The 19,365-nt window shown below is 58.9% G+C and carries 15 protein-coding genes; 6 read left to right on the forward strand and 9 right to left on the reverse strand.

Annotated elements, in window-relative coordinates; translation table 11 throughout:
* Positions 1 to 34: 34 nt before the first annotated feature.
* From E4T21_RS19430 to E4T21_RS19465, 8 genes are all read right to left on the reverse strand, one after another.
* A complete protein-coding gene (locus E4T21_RS19430) occupies positions 35 to 1,741 on the reverse strand; it encodes a purine-cytosine permease family protein (protein ID WP_240349226.1) in 1,707 nt (568 codons plus the stop codon).
* Between the two features lie 312 nt (positions 1,742 to 2,053).
* Positions 2,054 to 3,556: a CoA-acylating methylmalonate-semialdehyde dehydrogenase gene (locus tag E4T21_RS19435; RefSeq protein ID WP_149286602.1), complete on the reverse strand. Its 1,503-nt coding sequence runs from the start codon at positions 3,554 to 3,556 to the stop codon at positions 2,054 to 2,056.
* 85 nt (positions 3,557 to 3,641) lie between these two features.
* Entirely contained in the window at positions 3,642 to 4,541 is a 900-nt protein-coding gene (gene iolE, locus E4T21_RS19440) for a myo-inosose-2 dehydratase (protein ID WP_149286603.1), read from the reverse strand.
* A 38-nt stretch (positions 4,542 to 4,579) separates the two neighbouring features.
* Positions 4,580 to 6,430, reverse strand: coding sequence for a 3D-(3,5/4)-trihydroxycyclohexane-1,2-dione acylhydrolase (decyclizing) (iolD, locus tag E4T21_RS19445; protein WP_149286604.1), 1,851 nt, complete (start codon positions 6,428 to 6,430; stop codon positions 4,580 to 4,582).
* A 25-nt stretch (positions 6,431 to 6,455) separates the two neighbouring features.
* On the reverse strand, positions 6,456 to 8,384 hold the full coding sequence (locus tag E4T21_RS19450) for a bifunctional 5-dehydro-2-deoxygluconokinase/5-dehydro-2-deoxyphosphogluconate aldolase (protein WP_149286605.1): 1,929 nt from the start codon (positions 8,382 to 8,384) through the stop codon (positions 6,456 to 6,458).
* Positions 8,385 to 8,792: 408 nt separating this feature from the next.
* Positions 8,793 to 9,803 carry a Gfo/Idh/MocA family oxidoreductase gene (locus E4T21_RS19455; RefSeq protein WP_149286606.1) on the reverse strand — a complete coding sequence of 337 codons (1,011 nt, stop codon included), beginning with the start codon at positions 9,801 to 9,803 and terminating at the stop codon, positions 8,793 to 8,795.
* Positions 9,804 to 9,830: 27 nt separating this feature from the next.
* The gene (locus tag E4T21_RS19460) at positions 9,831 to 10,730 is read right to left on the reverse strand and encodes a sugar phosphate isomerase/epimerase family protein (protein ID WP_149286607.1); all 900 of its coding nucleotides are present in this window, start codon (positions 10,728 to 10,730) and stop codon (positions 9,831 to 9,833) included.
* 93 nt (positions 10,731 to 10,823) lie between these two features.
* A complete protein-coding gene (locus E4T21_RS19465; protein WP_149286608.1) occupies positions 10,824 to 11,639 on the reverse strand; it encodes a TIM barrel protein in 816 nt (271 codons plus the stop codon).
* A gap of 433 nt (positions 11,640 to 12,072) precedes the next feature.
* Here E4T21_RS19465 and E4T21_RS19470 point away from each other — a divergent pair, with 433 nt between their 5' ends.
* The gene (locus E4T21_RS19470) at positions 12,073 to 12,963 is read left to right on the forward strand and encodes a MurR/RpiR family transcriptional regulator (protein ID WP_149286609.1); all 891 of its coding nucleotides are present in this window, start codon (positions 12,073 to 12,075) and stop codon (positions 12,961 to 12,963) included.
* A gap of 33 nt (positions 12,964 to 12,996) precedes the next feature.
* Entirely contained in the window at positions 12,997 to 13,800 is an 804-nt protein-coding gene (iolB, locus tag E4T21_RS19475; protein WP_149286610.1) for a 5-deoxy-glucuronate isomerase, read from the forward strand.
* Between the two features lie 111 nt (positions 13,801 to 13,911).
* Here the strand turns inward: iolB and iolG are convergent, their stop codons facing one another.
* Positions 13,912 to 14,898 (reverse strand): inositol 2-dehydrogenase, encoded by a 987-nt coding sequence (iolG, locus tag E4T21_RS19480; RefSeq protein WP_149286611.1) that lies wholly within the window; start codon positions 14,896 to 14,898, stop codon positions 13,912 to 13,914.
* Between the two features lie 292 nt (positions 14,899 to 15,190).
* Between iolG and E4T21_RS19485 the strand changes: the two genes are divergently transcribed.
* From E4T21_RS19485 to E4T21_RS19500, 4 genes are read left to right on the forward strand one after another with little or no spacing between them, the layout of a single operon-like run.
* Positions 15,191 to 16,300 carry an ABC transporter permease gene (locus E4T21_RS19485; RefSeq protein ID WP_149287334.1) on the forward strand — a complete coding sequence of 370 codons (1,110 nt, stop codon included), beginning with the start codon at positions 15,191 to 15,193 and terminating at the stop codon, positions 16,298 to 16,300.
* The gene (locus E4T21_RS19490; RefSeq protein ID WP_187775047.1) at positions 16,300 to 17,130 is read left to right on the forward strand and encodes an ATP-binding cassette domain-containing protein; all 831 of its coding nucleotides are present in this window, start codon (positions 16,300 to 16,302) and stop codon (positions 17,128 to 17,130) included. The genes E4T21_RS19485 and E4T21_RS19490 overlap by 1 nt, the downstream gene beginning before the upstream one ends.
* 13 nt (positions 17,131 to 17,143) lie before the next feature.
* Complete coding sequence (locus E4T21_RS19495; protein ID WP_149286612.1) at positions 17,144 to 18,019, forward strand: SDR family oxidoreductase; 876 nt, start codon at positions 17,144 to 17,146, stop codon at positions 18,017 to 18,019.
* Positions 18,016 to 19,176, forward strand: coding sequence for a phytanoyl-CoA dioxygenase family protein (locus E4T21_RS19500; RefSeq protein WP_205423421.1), 1,161 nt, complete (start codon positions 18,016 to 18,018; stop codon positions 19,174 to 19,176). The genes E4T21_RS19495 and E4T21_RS19500 overlap by 4 nt, the downstream gene beginning before the upstream one ends.
* Positions 19,177 to 19,365: the final 189 nt, after the last annotated feature.

The raw sequence follows: 19,365 nt of genomic DNA on the forward strand, positions 1-19,365 counted from the left end.
CGCTCTCGCGACTCATGATCTGTAGTGACAGAGGCTATTTACTGACTTCGCGACGGCGCTGAATCCAGATGGTTGCCGTAACGAAATAAAGCAGTGTCAAGGGCACCAACAGCCATTTGTAAGTTTCTACATACTGCAGTGCAGCAGCTGACTCTCCCAGCCATGCCCAGAAACTGGCCAGGACCATGACCAGCAGGCAGGCAAATGCAGTCCAGTAGAGAGGGTCACGGCGATTAACCGGAGGATGTGGCTGTGGTGTTTCCCCGGGCAGTTCCGGGGGATCTACCGGGCCATAGGCTTCTGCATAGTGATCAATATCAGCCTCAACCCTGGCAACAGACCTGCGACACAGCAACGGATAGAGAAAGAAACTGATACCCCATACGGGGATGAACACGGTGAATAGATGGACCTGCGGAATGGCAATAAGCAACGCGCCAAGGATTGCACCAACAACCCAAGTCTGAATGGCAGGCTTGTTGTCGGTCTCCCCTTGATGCTCGCGCCACAACGGACGGATCCCCGCCCTGGGCAAGGCAAAGTGCTCAGCCGCGATGATGGCGCCAACCGGAGCCATGGCAATCACGAACCAAGACAACACGTTCAGCAATGAACTGAAAGCAAAGGGAAAACAGGCAAGCATGGTGGTAACGACGCCCACAGCCACGTTGACGGCATAGGGTTTGTGACGATGAAAGACTGATTGGAAAGCCAGACCAGAGCGATACAGGCTGGGAATCGAGGTCGTCCAACCCGCTATCACCACCGCGATCAAGCCCATGCCCCCCAACAGTCGGAAGGCAATCGCACCGGGATCAAGGTCCACCAGGCTCTCCTTGAGTAACATGGCGGAAGTGGCACCAAGGATACCGGCACAGACCCAGGCCATGAAGTGGCCGATGTACATGCCTGCAGCAGAGAAGAAGCCATAGGAGCTCTTGCGTGCAAAGCGCAGGATGCTCATGTCACTCATGCCCAGATGCATTGGCAGGTTGATTCCCCATGCCCAGGCGGCAATCACCCACATATTGATGCCTGGCTCACCATCAGGAGTCGATCCTGTCCAGACCAGACCATCAAGCACAGCACCGAGCCCGGTCATGCCTTGCTCAGCACCGAGGTGGGTAACGATGGGTACCGACAGAATACCGCTGACCAGGAACATGATCGCCATCCACGGCGCACAGACCGTTGAAAAGTTGGCGATGCGCTTGAAGCCCTTGAGGGTCAACCATACGGTAAAGGCGCCCACGAACAATGCCAATACCACAAAGCTAATGCTGGTGGGGTAAAGCCCCGTTTGCGGAGGAATGTCGGTCAGCACACGGAAGGCCGAGGCCGAGACCGTGATCATGGCACCCGCAATCACCGCGTAGAACAGGCCATTGATCAGGTTATAGATCAGGGAAACCTTCTTGCCTGCAAGGCGTGCCAGATACCAGTACACGGTCATGCGGGCGCGGGTCGCTACCGGAGCGCAGATCAGTGCCCAGGACAGTACCGCCATGAAATTACCGAGGATAAGCCCCCAGATCAGGTCACTGGTGGAAACCCCCAGCGAAACCAGGGCCGCACCGATGACAAACTCGGTGCCGGCAACATGTTCACCGGAATAGGAACCAAGGAAGTACTTGCCGCTCAACTGCCGGCTGGGGGGAATACGCTGATACTCGAGCTCTTCACTCTGGGCGCTGTCGTCCGTCTCCACGGAAGCGACCGCCTCTGCCGATTGTGCATTCATAGCCATTGTCCACTTATTCTTGAATGTCGGCACAGAACAGCCATGCCTCTGGACTGCGACCCGGGCACCACTACTTTCAGATACGCCAATTCAGGGAAATGACCGTAGATAGCTGTTACCCACACCGCTGACTAGAACATACATTCCACAACTTAACTAAATCAAATATATTATTCTATACTTTGGTATATATAGAACATTTATTCCATTGCAATATCGCTGCTCTGCCTTGCCCAGGCAGCATATGCAAAACAACGACGGCAGCACCGGGCATCCTGGCCCGGTACTGCCGTCATCTACCTGCTACCAGCCTTAGTGAGTCGGCATAGTGAACTGGTTGCCGCCGTCACGTACATCGCTTGGCCAACGCTGGGTAATGGTCTTCATGCGGGTGTAGAAACGCACTCCATCCGGGCCATGCATATGCAGCGGGCCAAACAGGGAGCGTTTCCAGCCGCCGAAGCTATGGAACGCCATAGGTACGGGGATGGGTACGTTGACCCCGACCATGCCCACCTGGATGCGCTCGCAGTACTGGCGGGCAGCATTGCCATCGCGGGTGAAGATGGCGGTGCCGTTGCCGTATTCATGGGCATTGACCATGGCCACGGCGGCTTCCAGCGTGTCTACGCGGGAAATGGCCAGCACCGGACCAAAGATCTCTTCGCTATGGATACGCATGCCCGGCTTGACGTGGTCGAACAGGGTGCCTCCGACAAAGAAACCATCACCGGCTCCCTCGATGACACTCTCCCGGCCATCAACGACCAGCTCGGCACCTTCATCAATCCCGGTCTGGATATAGCCGACCACTTTCTCCAGGTGCTCACGAGTGACCAGCGGGCCCATGTCGTTTTCCTGGCCGTCGACTATGCCGGGCCCCACGCGCAGCGTGGACAGACGCTCGACCAGCTTGGCTCGCAGGCGCTCGGCTGTCTCCTCGCCCACCGGCACAGCCACGGAAATGGCCATGCAGCGCTCGCCGGCAGAGCCATAGGCGGCTCCCATCAGCGCATCGACCGCCTGGTCCATATCCGCATCCGGCATCACGACCATGTGGTTCTTGGCACCCCCCAGCGCCTGGACACGCTTGCCATGGGCCGAGGCAGTGGCATAGATGTACTGGGCGATGGGCGTGGAGCCGACAAAGCTGACCGCCTGGACACGCTCATCGGTGAGTAGCACATCCACGCTTTCCTTGTCGCCATTGACCACGTTGAAGACGCCATCCGGCAGGCCGGCTTCCTTGAGTAGTTCGGCCAGACGCAACGGCGTCGACGGATCCTTCTCGGAAGGCTTCATGACGAAGGTATTACCGCAGGCCAGCGCAACCGGGAACATCCACATCGGCACCATGGCCGGGAAATTGAACGGCGAAATACCCGCGCAGACGCCCAAGGGCTGCATCAGCGAGAAGCTGTCCACACCAGTGCCCACATTCAGCGAGTGCTCGCCCTTCTGCAGATGCGGAATGCCACAGGCAAACTCGACCACTTCCAGCCCACGTGTCAGCTCGCCCTTGGCATCGGAAAAGACCTTGCCATGCTCGGAGGAAATCAGTCGGGCCAGCTCATCGGCATGCTCTTCGACCAGGGCCTTGAACTTGAACAGGATGCGCGCGCGGCGTAGCGGGGTGACCCGTGACCAGCCGGCAAAGGCTTCGTCGGCAATGCGAATGGCTTCACGGGTTTCATCGGCACTGGAAAGCACCACCTGCCTGCTCACTTCACCGCTCGCCGGGTTGTACACGGGAGCCGTGCGCCCACTGTTGCTGGCGGCGACCTGGCCGTTGATGAAATTCTCTACTGTGGTCATGTATGGCTACTCTTCGAAATCTGTTGCTGAATGGGTCCAGGCTCAGCCTGACAGGTGCTTGTGTCCAAAAAGCGCCTGTGCTCCATCATCCATTGATGGTCAGGCCTGCCTCGGCGCAGAAACGCTTGAGGTTGTCGCATCCCATACGGGCGTAGGTCAGAGGGTGGGCCACGGAAGGATCCTGCTCGGCCTCGACCACCAGCCAACCTTCATAACCGACCTTGACCAGTCCCTTGAGCAACCGGGTGTAATCGATGAAGCCATCTCCCGGCACGGTGAACATGCCGTCGAGCACGCCTTGCACGAAGCTGCGGTTGCGGTTGCGTACATCGGCAAGGACTTCGGCACGAATGTCCTTGCAATGCACGTGGTTGATGCGGGCCGAGTGGCGCTCGAGCACGGCAAGCGGGTCACCACCGGCGCCGACCATATGTCCGGAATCCAGCAGCAGACCCAGCGCCGGTCCTGTCTCGGCCATCAGCCGGTCCACATCGGCTTCGGACTCGATGACGGTGCCCAAATGGTGGTGATAGGCAATCTGCACGCCTTGAGCCTGGCAGTGTTCAGCGACCTGATTGAGACGCTCAGCCAACAGAGCCCACTGCGCGTCGCTGAGGGTTGGGCGATGGGACATCGGCGTATCCATCTGACCATGCACACAGTCCGTCACCTCACAGAACACCATGACCTTGGCGCCCAGCGCTTTGAGCAGCTCCAGGTGCGGCGTCAGGTTGGCGATTTCCTCCTCGGCCGTACGCGTCAGCAACTCAGCGCTGTACCAGCCGGACACCAGGGAAAGATCGTGGTTATCCAGAATCGGGCCCAGTACTGCGGGATCACGAGGGAACTTGTGTCCCAGCTCGAAACCTGCAAAGCCAGCCTCGTGCCCTTCACTCAAGCACACTTCCAGAGGAGTATCTCCCCCCAGGGAAGGCAGATCATCGTTGGTCCAGGTCAGTGGATTGATGCCCAGTCGTACGCTCATGGCATGCTCCTGAAGAAATAAATATTTATCGATCTAGTTCAGAGGTTCTTCGCCTGACGCGCCTTGTACGACTCATACCGCTCACGGGCCTGGCGCACTTCCTCGCGGGGCGAAACTTCAGGCACCGCGACATCCCACCAGGCGCCACCCTCCTGGGTGTCATTGAGTCCGTCGGTGTCGATGGCGATGACATAGCTGATATCGGAAACCTTGGCCCGCTCCAGCGCTTGCTCCAGCTCCTGGATATTGGCGACCTGCTCGGAGCGTGCACCAAGCGCCGCAGCATGGGCGGCAAAGTCGGTCTTGGGCGCTCCCGCCTCAACACTGAGGCAGTCTTCAAGCCGGTTGTTGAAGCCAGGCCCGCCACAGAACTGCTGCAGGCGATGAATGCAGCCATAGCCTCGGTTATCCAGCACGACTGCGATGATCTTGTAGCCCAGCATCACCGAAGTGGCGATTTCCGAGTTCATCATCAGATAGGAGCCGTCACCGACCATGACGAACACTTCGGAATCCGGCATGGCCATCTTGGTCCCCAGGCCGCCGGCCAGCTCATAGCCCATGCAGGAATAGCCGTATTCCATGTGATAGCCACGATGAAAGCGGGTCCGCCACAGCTTCTGCAGCTCGCCAGGCAGGCCGCCGGCAGCGCACACCACAATGTCGCGCTCGCCGGCGGCACGGTTGACCGCCCCTACCACCTCGGCATCACAGGGCAGGTCGGTCCCCCGATCAGCAGTGACCCGATCCACGGTGGCATTCCACTCGTCACGCAGGTTTGCAGCGAGTTCGACCCATGCAGCTTCCGGCTGCCAGCCATCGAGCCCGGCCGTCAGCTCCGGCAAGGTCAGCCTGGCATCGCCTACCAGCGGCTGGCCGCGATGCTTGACCGCATCGAACGAGGCCACATTGAGGCACACAATCTTCGCCTGCGGGTGCATCAGCGTCCGGGAGCCGGAGGCGAAGTCACCAAGGCGAGTGCCTATGGCAATGACCAGGTCGGTTTCGGCGGCCAGAGCGTTGGCAGAAGTGCTGCCGGTGACACCCAGGGTGCCAACGTTGTGGGCATGGTCCCAGGGCAGCGCGCCCTTGCCTGCCTGGGTCTCGGTGACCGGCAGGCGATAGGCGCTGGCAAAGGCATCCAGTTCCTGCAGCGCCTCGGCGTAATGTACCCCGCCACCGGCGACCACCAATGGACGTTTGGCCTGGCGAATCAAGGCAATGGCATCGGCCAGCTCGTCCCGATCGGCAGCCTGACGGCGCAGGCGATGAACCTTTTCGGCAAAGAAATGCTCGGGGTAGTCGTAAGCCTCGGTCTGGATATCCTGGGGCAACGCCAGGGTCACCGGGCCACACTCCACCGGGTCCGTCAGCACACGCATGGCCTGAGGCAATGAAGTCAACAACTGCTCTGGGCGGGTGATGCGGTCAAAGAAACGACTCACCGGCTTGAAGCAGTCGTTGGAGGTCAGTGTGTGGTCGTGGAAATTCTCCACCTGCTGCAACACGGGGTCAGGCTTGCGCGTGGCGAAGGTGTCGCCCGGCAACAGCAACAACGGCAGGCGATTGACATGGGCCACGGCCGCCGCAGTGACCATGTTGACCGAGCCCGGCCCTGCCGAGGCAGTGCACGCCATGATCTGACGCCGATTGAGCGTCTTGGTGTAGGCAATGGCGGCATGCGCCATGGCCTGTTCATTATGGGCGCGATATGTCGGCAGGGTCTCTCGGGCCTGATACAGCGCCTCACCGATGCCCGCCACATTGCCATGCCCAAAGATCGCCCATACGCCCGGGAACAGCGGCTTGATCTCTCCGGCGATCTCGACCTTCTGAGCCTGCATGTAACGAATGACGGCCTGTGCCATGGTCAGTCGAATGGTGCTCATAACCTGATTCCTCACATCATTTCTCTCATGCGCCCTTGGCAGCGTTCTGGCGCGCCTTCCAGCTCGCCACCAACTGCAGATAGTTCTCGACCACGGCATCGATCAATTGCTGATCATCGTAGTCACCGGCCAACCACTTGCGGCTTGGCTCGGCGAAGATGCTGCGGCCTACGGCGAAGCCTTTGCAGACATCGACACCCGCGCTGTCCATGAACCCCTTGCTGAGCGTTTCGATGGGCGCATCCAGGCCCAGCATCACCACGCCCCGGCAATGGGGAGCACGTACGGCCAGCAGCTCGGAGATACGTCGCCAGGCAGCCGGTGTCTGGGGCGGCAGCTTCCACCAGTCCGGGTAGACGCCCAGGTTGTAGAACCGCTGCATGGCATTGAGGAAAGTGTCGTCGTTGCTGTTCAGGTCCTTGGGGGGAATGATTTCCAGCAACAACTCATGGCCGGTCTGCAGACAGGCGTCGTACAGTTCCATGACCTGGCGCTCCTGGGTACGGCGCAGGCTGACCTGGTCTTCCGGGTGATAGAACACCAGGCACTTGACGATATGTTCCCGCGGCCAGGTCGCCAGGCGCGCACCGATATTGCGCCCGCCTTCCAGCTCGATGGGACGCGAACTGGGCAGCTCCACGGGGCGTCCGATCCACCATCCACGCCCAGTGACATCATTGAGTGCCGCCTGGCCATAGGTATCATCGATCAGCACCCCGACCTGGCTGTCACCAATCTGCCTGGCGCCTTCCTCCGTCGCCCTGACCAGCAAGCGCTTGAGCGGCCTGATCTGCTCAGGCGATGCACCTGCCTCGCGGGCAATATCGAACAACTGCTTGCGATGATCGAAGGCCAGGATGCACAAGTCATTCCATTCGACATTGCTCCGCTGGGTCGTCACCCGGTGCAAGTGATTGAGGCGCACATCCAGGTCCGGACGCGGAATGCTCTCAGCCCGAGCCAGGTAATCGTCGAGTTCCTCAGCACTGGGAATGGCGGGTGCACAACCGTGGCGGGACACCACCAGCGCACCGCAGGCATTGGCGTATGCGCAGCTCTCGGCATGCGTGCGCTCGTTCAGCCAACCGCGCAGGAAGCCACTCATGAAGGCATCGCCGGCACCCAGCACATTGAGCACTTCGACACGCACACCGGTATGCAATTCGAAGTCATCCTCGCTATCAGGAATCTCAGCGTCGAGAACGGTGCAGCCCTGGGCACCCAGCTTGAGCACGATGGTGGCATCGGTCAGCTCACGAATATGCTTGAGTGCCGTGATGGTGTCCGTGCTGCCACCAGCGATGTGCACTTCTTCTTCCGTACCGACCACCAGGTCCAGATCCGGCAGAATGGTCTGCAGGTGACGACTGACACCGTCGTCGGAAATGAAACGAGTTTCGCCATCCCCCAGGGAAGTCAGCCCCCAAAGCACCGGGCGGTAGTCGATATCGAGAATGACCTTGGTCCCCGCCGCCTTGGCGTATTCGATTGCCGTCTTGCTGGCCTGATACGTGCCTGGCGTCGAAAAATGAGTGCCTGTGATCAACAGCGCCTTGCTCGAAGCGATGAAATCCGGGTCGATATCCTCGGCACTGATCGCCATGTCCGCACAGTCATGGCGGTAGAAGATCAACGGAAAGGTGTCCTGGTCCTTGATGCCCAGAATGACCAGACCTGTCAGGCGCTCCTTGTCGGTATGCACCTGGCTGACATCGACGCCGACCCGTGCCAGCTCTTCACGCACGAAACGACCCATGTGTTCGTCGCCGACCCGAGTCAGCATGGCCGACTTGAGCCCCATGCGTGCGGTGCCATAGGCGATGTTCGCCGAAGAGCCACCGAGGTACTTGTTGAAACTGGACATGTCCTCGAGGCGGCTGCCGACCTGCTCGCCATAGAGATCGACGGCAGCTCGGCCCAGACAGATCAGATCCAGTGGTTTGTTGGTATTCATGCGAGCACCCTGGCTGTGAGGAAACGCTGATTTGTGGTTCTGGCGACACGCTCTTGGAACATACGTTCTGGGAGATACGCCCTGCGATCAACCGGATGTCCATTGGGCGCTCTTTTTATGCACAAGCTTTTATTCACACGCTTTTATGCACATATGCTCATCGCACAAATCGCCGTTTCCTGGCTTGTGTTGGAAGATTCAGTCCAATCATTTCATCTTTAGATCATACTAGAATCTTTATTCCATTCGTTCAATCTTCGGAATGCATGATTCATTACTTCTTTGGTCGCATGCCGATGACCACATGCAAACGGGGCTATCCATGCCCCTCCAGGCAGCACTGGATGGATAGAAAAACGCCCCGTCAACAGCACGGCTGACGGGGCGTCATTTCCCAGGATCGACCGATTATGCGTAGAACGCCGGACGTTCAGGCAATTCAATACGTTCGATCTGTCCACTCTGCTGTGCCTTCACGCAGGCATCACTGGCTACGGCAGCGGCAAGGCCATCCCAGGATGAAGGCCCCTGGATATCGCCACTGGCAGTGCCATCGATGAAGGCTTGCAGCTCGACACTGAATGCATCGGCAAAACGATCCTTCCAGTCCTGCAGAATGTCGGTGGACAGCCTGCCCGCCTGGCGATATTCCAGGCTCTCGGGTTGAGGCAGGCTGGCGATGCCCTCCTCACCCACCAGTTGGCACTGAATATCGTAGCCATAGCGGCAGTTGACGAAGACTTCTACATCGATACGCACGCCCTTGGCGGTTTCCAGCAGTACGATCTGCGGATCTGCCACCTTGTCATGCGCGTAGCGGGTCTTGCGCGGAAATACGACCTGGGCACTGACAAAGTCGTCGTCCAGTAGCCAGCGCAACACGTCCAGCTCATGCACCAGCGTGTCTTCAATGGCCATGGGAGTGATGTAGCGCTCCGGCACTTCCGCATTGCGGTGCGCCGCATGAATCATCAACGCCTCACCCAGCTTGCCGGCATCCAGCACTGCCTTGAGCTTGCGATAGCCAGTATCGAAGCGACGCATGTAGCCGACCTGGACAAGCCGGCGTCCGGCCGCGATCTCGGCTTCGATGATGCGCTGGCAACCTTCGGCGGTAGTGGCCAACGGCTTCTCGCAGAATACCGGCTTGCCAGCCTGGATAGCGGCAATCACATAGTCTTCATGCGTCGGTCCCCAGGAGGTGACCAGAATGGCATCGACATCCGTGCCTGCGATCAGCGCCTCACCACTTTCATACACATGGGCTTCGCCACCAAGGCGTTCGACCAGATGATGGGCATTGGCCTCATCGACGTCGGCGACAGCGCTGATCCGCGCCCCGGTCAATTCTTGTGTGATACGCAACGCATGAGCCTCGCCGATCATGCCGGCGCCGATGATACCGATATTGACGGTCATGGAAGTCTCCTCAAAATGTGTCGTGGCTCAGCTATTCCAGTACTTGTCGATATACCGCTGGATCTCCTCGCGCATGAAGCGCGAGGAGTCCTCGGCACGTTCTTCCCAGGCAAATACGCAGCTGGAAAAGACGCCATCGAATCCGATTTCATGCAGAGTCTTGAAGAAAACATCCCAGTCGATCTCGCCTTCACCGATATCCAGGTGCTGGTGCACGCGGGCCGCGGAGCCTGGCGGGTTGACGATGTAACGCAGTTGCGACGAAGCCTTGTGATTAAAGGTATCAGCCACTCGCGCATGCACCAGCACATCCCTGGTCATGCGGATGGTCTCGGCAAGATCATCGCCATAGAAGAAGGAGTGCGGCGCAATATAGGAGCACTTCACTGACGGGGAGTTGATGGTCTTGATGATGTCCACCGCCGGTTCCATGGTTTCGATCCAGTCTTCCGGGTGCGGTTCGATGCTCAGCGTCAGCCCTTCTCGCTCCAGCATGGGTACCAGCACCTCCATGGAACGCCAGAAGGCATTCTCGCAGGCCTCGGGGGTATGAATGCCATCCCGGTCGACAGTGGAACGCTCCGGCGAGCCGCCACGACCGAACTCGGAAACCAGCAGATCACATTCCATCTCGACAGCGATTTCGATGGTGCGCTTCCAGTTGTCCATGGCCATCTCCCACTCATCACGGTAGGGGCTGGACCAGCGATACATGGGCTGCAGCGTGGCCAGGCCAACGCCATGATCCTTCATTGCCTTCTTGAAGGAACGCACACGCTCGGGATATACCCGCGGCCGCGTCCACCAGGCGAGGAAATCCGGGCGAGGCGAAAGCTCGATGTATTCATAGCCCAGCTCGGCTGTCAGACGGCACGTTTCCTCGAGCGAGAGGTGCCGGTGCATATGGGGGTCGAGAGCGATTTTCATGGCGCAGCTCCTCTATGAATGGCGCGTCGATAAGCGCACGTCCTGCCAATCAGGGCGATTGCATATCGCGTCGTCGGTTTTCTCGGGTTGGCATCAGGCGCCAACGTGCTCTCGCAGGAACGCGATGCTGTCCTTGAGCGCGGCAATGGGATCGTCAGCCGCATGTACACTGTCGGCAAAAGGCTCGAAAGAGACATGGCCGTGATAGCCGCCTTGCAGCAATTGAATCAGCTGGCCTGCGTTATCCAGGCGGTCAGCCTCACCCACCAGCAGGCGGTCACCATCGAGCATGGCTGCGAAATCCAGCCCTGGATCTTCGATACCGGAAACATGCACAAGCCCGGTACGCTGAGGATACAGTTCGGTCTCTCCTGCGCCTTGATGATGGAAGGTGTCATGAACCAGCGAGAAGCGCTCACCCAGCCCCAACTCATCAATGACAGCAATGGCCTCGCGCTTGAAACGCAATGTGGAGAACGGAAAGCCCAGTGGTTCCACGAAACCTTTAAGGCCCTGCCGGCCAAGAATGCCATCCAGTGCCACCAGGGCCTTGCGCATGTCCGTGGGGGCCCCGCTGCCATCGCTATCCACCAAGGGACACAGCACCAGCCCTTGACCACCGGCCGCAGCAGTCAGCGCAGCCAGGCGTTCCGCCTGATCTGCACGCTCGGCATTCCACACATTGAAGGGATAGAGCGCATTGAGACTGAGCACGGTCAGCCCCAGCTCCTTGGCCCGAGCACCTACGGTGCAGGCCTGGTCCAGGCTAGTCAGGCTGTTGTCACCCACGTCATTGCGCAGCTCGATGGCATCGATATCGAGTGCAATCGCAGCCTGCATCAGCTCTTCAATGGAAAAACGCGGGTAAATCATATGATTGAGAGCAAAACGAAGCGAAGAGCTGGCCATGGTGTTCGTCCTGTAAAGAGATACGCTGGGGAAACGGCGTGGCTACCGACAACTACGGATCTGTCGTGCCGTGAATGCACCGCAGACTAGAACACACATTCCAAACAATCAATAAAAAGAATTTTTCATTCTCGACATTTCAGACAGTCAGAGAAAATCAATTAATTTCATTATTAATCAATATGATAAACAAGAAATGCTTGTACCGAACAAGGCATTACATCGCTCCAGAATCGACTAAAGGACAAGACGCAGAGGCCCAATTACCTTCACAATGCTCTCAAATCGTCACAATGCTCTCAGGAATGGATGAAACGTTTTATTTTCGTTCTATACTAAAGCATCAATGGAATTTTTATTCCGGATCAATCAGGATGAGTGGAACCGCAGCATCCGGCGCCCTCCGGAATGACCGCAGACAGAGGGGTACTCCATGTCCCAGCCAGTGTCTCAACTACCGCAGGATTTTGCTGCGCTGGAAGCGCAGATCACAGAGCAATACCCGAGGTTGAGCCGGCGGCTGCAACAAACCGCACGCTTCATGCTCGATCATCCTCAGGAAGTGGCCTTCGCCACTGTCGCGAAACTGGCCGAACAGGCAGGCGTCACGCCTTCAACGCTGATTCGTTTTGCCAACAGCTTCGGTTTCAAGGGCTTCTCCGATATGCAGAAGCTGTTTCGCTCACGCCTGGTGGAAGAACTGCCGAACTATACCGAGCGCATTCATGCGGTACGCACTGCGACGGGCGAGACCCCCAGCGGCGCTCAACTGTTGTGGGAGTTCGCCGAAGCCAACCGGGAAGTGCTGGAACAGTTGCCCGGGCGCATCGATCCGCGCCTGCTGGAATCCGCTCTGGATATTCTCGAGCGTGCAGAAGCGATCCATGTCATGGGCACCCGGCGCAGCTTCGTGGCCGCCAGCTACATCAACTATGCGCTCAACCATATCGATAAGCGCAGTCATCTGGTCAGCGGGCTGGGCGGCATGCATGCCGAGCAGATCAAGTCCATCAGTCCCAAGGATGCTCTGCTGGTGGTGAGTTTCTCGCCCTATGCCCAGGAAACCCGCGATGCGGCAGACCAGGCCCACGAACGTGGCGTACCGCTGATCGCCATCACCGACTCCAGCCTCAGCCCGTTGGCGCGAGTGGCCGATGTCACTCTGGTGGTTCAAGAGGCAGAGGTGAAGAGCTTTCGTGGACTGACGGCAACTCTGTGCCTGGCGCAATCCATGGCCATTGCACTGGGCATGCGCAGTGACAGCGCCGCTGAATCCACACGCAATGCATCCGTCAATCATGACAGCGCCCCGGCATCGGGATGATGCCGGGCCAGACCACACCTTGAGGAGATATCCATGAGCTCGCTTCTCGTACGTCCCCACGCGCCCGACAACGATGGCCGAGTGCTCGAAGTCACCCCTGAATCCGCGGGCTGGGAGCATGTCGGCTTCCGTGTCCACAAGCTCGCCAAGGGACAGACCCTCACCGGCGAGACGGGTGATCGGGAGCATTGCCTGGTGCTGCTGAGCGGACGCGCCAACATCGCCGGTGGCGGTGAGCGCTGGGACAACATCGGCGAGCGCATGGATGTCTTCGAGAAGATACCGCCCTATTCGGTATACCTGCCCAATGGTGTGGACTTTGCGATTGAAGCCCTGACCGACATAGAACTGGCGGTATGCAGTGCGCCAGGCAAGGGCAACCATGGGCCGCGACTGATCGCGCCAGAACAGGTCAAGTGCTCGACCCGTGGTGGCGGCAGCAATACCCGTCATATTCAGGATATCCTGCCGGAGACAGAAGCGGCCGACAGCCTGCTGGTGGTTGAGGTCTACACACCGGAGGGCAACTGGTCGAGCTATCCGCCACACAAGCACGATGTGGATAACCTGCCTGAAGAGTCGGTGCTGGAAGAAACCTACTACCACCGCCTCAACCCTTCCCAGGGCTTCGCCTTCCAGCGCGTCTATACCGATGACCGCTCGCTGGACGAGACCATGGCCGTGGAAAACGGTTGTTGCGTGATGGTACCACGGGGTTACCACCCCGCCGGCACTCCCCACGGCTACGAACTGTACTACCTCAACGTCATGGCCGGGCCCAAACGCGAGTGGAAGTTCAAGAATGACCCTGAGCACGAGTGGATCGTGCAGCGCTGAACTCCACTACACAACTGAAGCCAGCACCGAACGTCTCTCTTTGCCCCGCATATCCGCGGGGCTTTTTTGTCTACGGGGTCCTTTGTGTCAGCGGAGTCCTTTCCAGCCGAATCACGCAAAGCGAATGACGCATTCTTCTTCCAGGGAGCGTTGAGCAGCATCGGCCAGCCTGAGGGCTTCGACACCGTCATCGATGGTCGCACGGGGTACGCGCCCCTCCTTCCAGCTTCGATAGAAGTCATCGAGCTCACCGCGGTAGGCCTCGGCATAGCGCTCCAGGAAGAACCATTTGGGTGGCTCCTCAAGCTGCCCTTGCGTGCCGATAATCTTGAGCCTCGTATCGGTTTCGTTCTCGGCTTGCAACATGCCCCCGCTACCAAAGGCTTCGATGCGCTGGTCGTACCCGAAGCAAGCCCGGCGTGACACGCTGATGGTGCATAACCGGCCGGACACCGTTGTCATCACCACTACTGCGGTATCCACGTCCCCCACTTCAGCAATGGCGGGATCGACCAGACAGCTGCCAGTCGCATGCAAGGTGGCGATGGGCTCATCCAACAGCCAGCGTGCCATATCGAAATCGTGGATCATCATGTCGCGGAAGATACCGCCAGAGCCCGCCAGGTAGTCAGCAGGAGGCGGCGCCGGGTCACGGCTGGTGAAGCTCAGCACTTCCAGGTTACCGATGCGCCCGGATGCCAGGGCCTGCTTGAGGGCCCCATACTGAGGGTCATGCCGACGATTGAAAGCCAGGGCACAATGCACACCAGAATCTGCGATGGTTTGGGCACTACGCTCGGATGCCGCCAGGTCAAGCGCGATAGGTTTCTCGCATAGTACGGCCTTGCCTGCGGCCGCAGCACGTTCCAGATAGTCGATATGCGTACTGGTGCTCGAGGCAATCAGTACGGCATCGATCTCGGCATCGGCAAAGACGTCATCGACACGTCTCACCACACTGCTGTATTTACGGGCCAAAACCTCTGCGTTCTGCGCACAGGCATCCACGACAGCCGCCAACTCGATCTGCGGATGAGCGCAGATCGAATCAGCGTGGACCTTGCCAATCCGACCTGCCCCGATAAGTGCGAGTCTCATGTTGTTTCCCTTTGACTGATGGGCCTTTCAAGCAGAGCGATACGCTCACGGAGTGATAAAGCCGCGCCTGCAGCACGGTTCCTGGAAAGGATGGATCAAAGGGAATAAAAATTCCGACTATACCAAAGTATAGAATTTTTAGTTTGAAACAATACCACACGGAATCTACATTTCATTCAGCGCTTCAAAAGCGTGATTGCACTCAGCTGCAGCACACCGACCACTGCATAGAGATCCACGACGCCGGACAACAACAATGACAGTCAGAACCGCGGACAGTGAGCACCACGCCATGAACAGCACAACTTCCCAAGACACGTCAGACGAGCGCCTGCAACACATCAATCCCTTCAAGAAAGCCTTGCACCGTCCAGAATTCGGCGCTGTCGCCGGCACCATTCTGGTCGTTCTGTTCTTTGTTTTCGTTGCCTCGGGCACTGGCATGTTCTCCGGGGCCGGCGTGATCAACTTTCTTGAAGTATCCGCTCAACTGGGGATCATTGCCGTCGCGGCAGCCCTGTTGATGATCGGCGGAGAGTTCGATCTGTCGATCGGCTCCATGATCGGCTTTGCCGGCATGCTGATCGCCATTCCCGCCGTGCAGTACGGCTGGCCACTCTGGGCGGCGCTGGCATTTGCCTTCAGCTGTGCACTGGCCATTGGTGCGCTCAATGGCTGGCTGGTGGTACGCACCGGCCTGCCGTCCTTCATCGTTACCCTGGGTTTTCTGTTCATTCTGCGCGGCGTTGCCATCGGCGTACCGCGCCTGCTGGCCAACCGCACTCAGATAGGCGGAGTGCACAATGTCATCGGCGATGACTGGTTCGCTGCCCTGTTCACGGGAGAAGTCGGCCAAGGCCTGTTCATCTGGCTGGCCAATATTGGCGTGATCGGGACCAATTTCGCAGGCAATCCGATCGTCAGTGGCATACCCGTTTCCATCGTCTGGTGGCTGGGGCTTACTGGACTGGCGACCTGGGTGTTGCTGTTCACCCGTTTCGGCAACTGGATCTTTGCCTGCGGCGGAGACAAGACGGCGGCCCGCAATGTCGGCGTACCGGTCAATACCGTCAAGATCGTGCTGTTCATGTTCACTGCCTTCTCCGCCTGCGTGTTCGCTGCCCTGCAGGTCATGGACACCGGCTCCGCCGATAGCGTGCGCGGCATCCTCAAGGAACTCGAGGCCATCATCGCGGTGGTCATTGGCGGTGCACTGCTGACTGGAGGCTATGGCTCGGCCATTGGTGCCAGCTTTGGCGCGCTGATCTTCGGCATGGTGCAGATGGGCATCTTCTACACCGGGGTCAATACCGACTGGTTCCAGGTCTTTCTCGGCGCCATGTTGCTGATCGCTGTGCTGTTCAATAACTACGTGCGTCGCAAGGCGCTGGAGGCCAAGTGATGAACGCTCCCGCTCCCATGATCGAAATGCGCAAGGTCGACAAGCACTTCGGCAGTGTCATCGCACTCAGTGATATCTCGATGAAAGTCCACTCAGGCGAAGTCATGTGTCTGCTCGGCGACAACGGTGCCGGCAAGTCGACCTTGATCAAGACCCTGTCTGGCGTACACCAGCCAACTCATGGCGAATTCCTGGTCGATTGCAGGGAGGCCCATTTCACGTCCCCTTCTGATGCGCTGGATGCCGGTATCGCCACGGTGTTCCAGGATCTGGCCATGATTCCGCTGATGTCGATCACACGTAACTTCTTCATGGGACGTGAGCCCACCGTAGGTTGGGGACCACTACGTCGTGTCGACTGGAAGTTCGCCGACCGGGTGGCCCAGGAAGAGATGGCGAAAATCGGCATCGACGTACGCGACCCTGGACAACCGGTAGGCACTCTCTCAGGCGGTGAGCGCCAGTGTGTGGCCATCGCCCGCGCGGTGTACTTCGGTGCCAAGGTGCTGATTCTCGACGAGCCGACGTCGGCACTGGGCGTCAAGCAGGCATCCGTGGTGCTGCGCTATATCGCCAAGGCCCGTGCCGATGGCCTGGCAGTGATCTTCATCACTCACAATGTCCATCACGCCTACCCCGTGGGGGATGCCTTCACCATTCTGAAACGTGGCACCAGCCTGGGGACATTCCGCAAGGAAGACGTCAGTCGCGAGGAAGTGCTCAACATGATGGCTGGAGGTGCCGAACTGGAGAGTCTCGACGCGGAGTTGGCCGAGTTCCAGCGAGCCGACGACCAGGCCCGCTCACCATCCGCCAGTGCCGTGGCCTGAGGGAGCGACCGCCATGTTTTCCGATCACCAGGACAAACTCCATCAGCACAAGCCGCTGGCAGGACAGGTGGCCATCGTTACCGGATCGACCCAAGGGCTTGGTGAAGCCGTTGCCCGTCACCTGCTGGGCCTGGGTGTGTCAGGACTGGCGCTGTGCGGGCGCCAGCAGGAACGAGGGGAGCAACTAGCACAAATTCTGGATGAGCAGAGCCAATGCCGCGTGGTCTTCGTTGCCACGGACCTGACACAGGTCGCCGACTGCCGCCAGTTGGTAGCAACCGCCGATGATGCCTTCGGCCGAATCGACATGCTGATCAATTGTGCCGGCAACACGGAGCGCGGCACGCTGCTGGACACTGACGAAGCCACCTATGATCGCCTGTTCAGCGTCAATACCAAGGCCCCATTCTTTCTCATGCAGGAAGTCGCCAGACGCATGATTCGCGATGGTATCGAGGGCCGTATCGTCAACATTCTCAGCATGTCCGGCCACGGTGGCCAGCCGTTCATCTGTGCCTATAGCGGCAGCAAGGGCGCCCTGGCCACTCTGACACGCAACGCCGCCTACTCGTTGCTGCGTAACCGCATTCGAGTCAATGGGCTCAATATCGGCTGGATGAATACACCCGGCGAGCATCGCATTCAGACCGTCACCCATGGAGCTGAAGAGGACTGGCTCGAACGGGCCGCTCGCCAGCAACCTGCGGGACGCTTGCTGGAGCCTGAGGAAGTCGCCAGTTCCGTGGCTTTTCTGGTGACAGCAGCCTCTGGAATGATGACGGGTGCCATCATCGACCTCGACCAGAGTGTGCGCGGCTGCTACGACAGCGCCCCTCAACCACAGGCCGCGATGACGGTTGCCGCCACTTCTGGGGAGGTGTCTTCATGACTCGGCAACCTCATTTGATCGAGCAAGACATGCTCGATGCCCAAGCCTTCGAACAACTGTGCATGACGTTGACGATCCCGGTGGACTATCCCCAGGCTGAACGCATCGAAGCCGGTATTCCGCTCTACTCTGCAGAAACAGCACGCCGATGCATATCTTCACCCCGGCAACGTCGTGCGTTACTCGATGAATGGCACCACTGCCTGGCCGAAGGCCCTGGAGTACTGGCCATTACCGGCATGCTGGATACCGCCATCGTCGATCGTGCCACCGAGACCTTCCTCAAGTTGATCGAGCAGGAGCGAGATATCGGCAACCGTGGTGATCACTTCGCGACCCCCGGCAGCAATGACCGGTTGTGGAACGCCTTCCAGAAACATGGGGAAATGGACCCTGAGGGGTTTATCGATTACTACGCCAACCCTGTACTGGCCCTGGTCGCCGAAGCCTGGCTGGGCCCTGGCTACCAGGTTACCTCGCAAGTCAATGTGGTCAGGCCGGGAGGGCGCGCGCAACAGCCTCATCGTGATTACCACCTGGGGTTTCAGAGTGAAGCACAGGTCCTGCGTTACCCGCTCGGGATGCAGGTGGCTTCCCAGCACCTGACCCTGCAAGGCGCCGTGGCCCATGATGACATGCCACTGGAAAGCGGGCCGACCCAATTGCTGCCCTGGTCCCAGCGCTATGCACTCGGCTATCTGGCCTATCGGGATACTGCCTTCCAGCAAGTTTTCGAACGCCATCACGTGCAGTTGCCACTCAACAAGGGTGATGGTCTGTTCTTCAATCCGGCCCTGTTCCATGCCGCCGGTGATAATGACAGCGACAACCTGCGTCGCATGGCCAATCTGCTGCAGATTTCCTCTGCATTCAGCCGTGCCATGGAAAGCGTCGACCACGACCGGCTGATCCGCACCTGCTACCCATCGTTGCGCCAACGTTTTCAACGCGATGGCTGGAATGCCGAGATGCAGGCCTGTGCGGATGCGCTGGCCGAGGTCTATCCATTTCCCGCCAACCTTGACCGCACACCACCACAAGGTGGCATGGCGCCAGACAGCCAGCGCCAGCTGCTGGCCACGGCACTGGAGGAAGACTGGCAGGAAGCACGTCTGCATGATGCGCTTGCCCGCCTCGCTCAGGATCGCCAGGCCTGACGATCCTTGTTCATTCACCTAGAAGCACAATCAACAGCCGCTCAGCATGAGCTTTTATCAACCACCGCCTTAACAACGGATTCTTTCAACTGACCCACCGACTGACTCTTTCAACCGACTCTACCAACAACAGCAATAAAGGAAGCGCTGAATAAATCGACGAGCATGCTCGATCACAAGGCACCCGGA

Origin of the sequence: Halomonas binhaiensis (genome assembly GCF_008329985.2) — a bacterium.
Classification (GTDB): Bacteria; Pseudomonadota; Gammaproteobacteria; order Pseudomonadales; family Halomonadaceae; genus Halomonas; species Halomonas binhaiensis.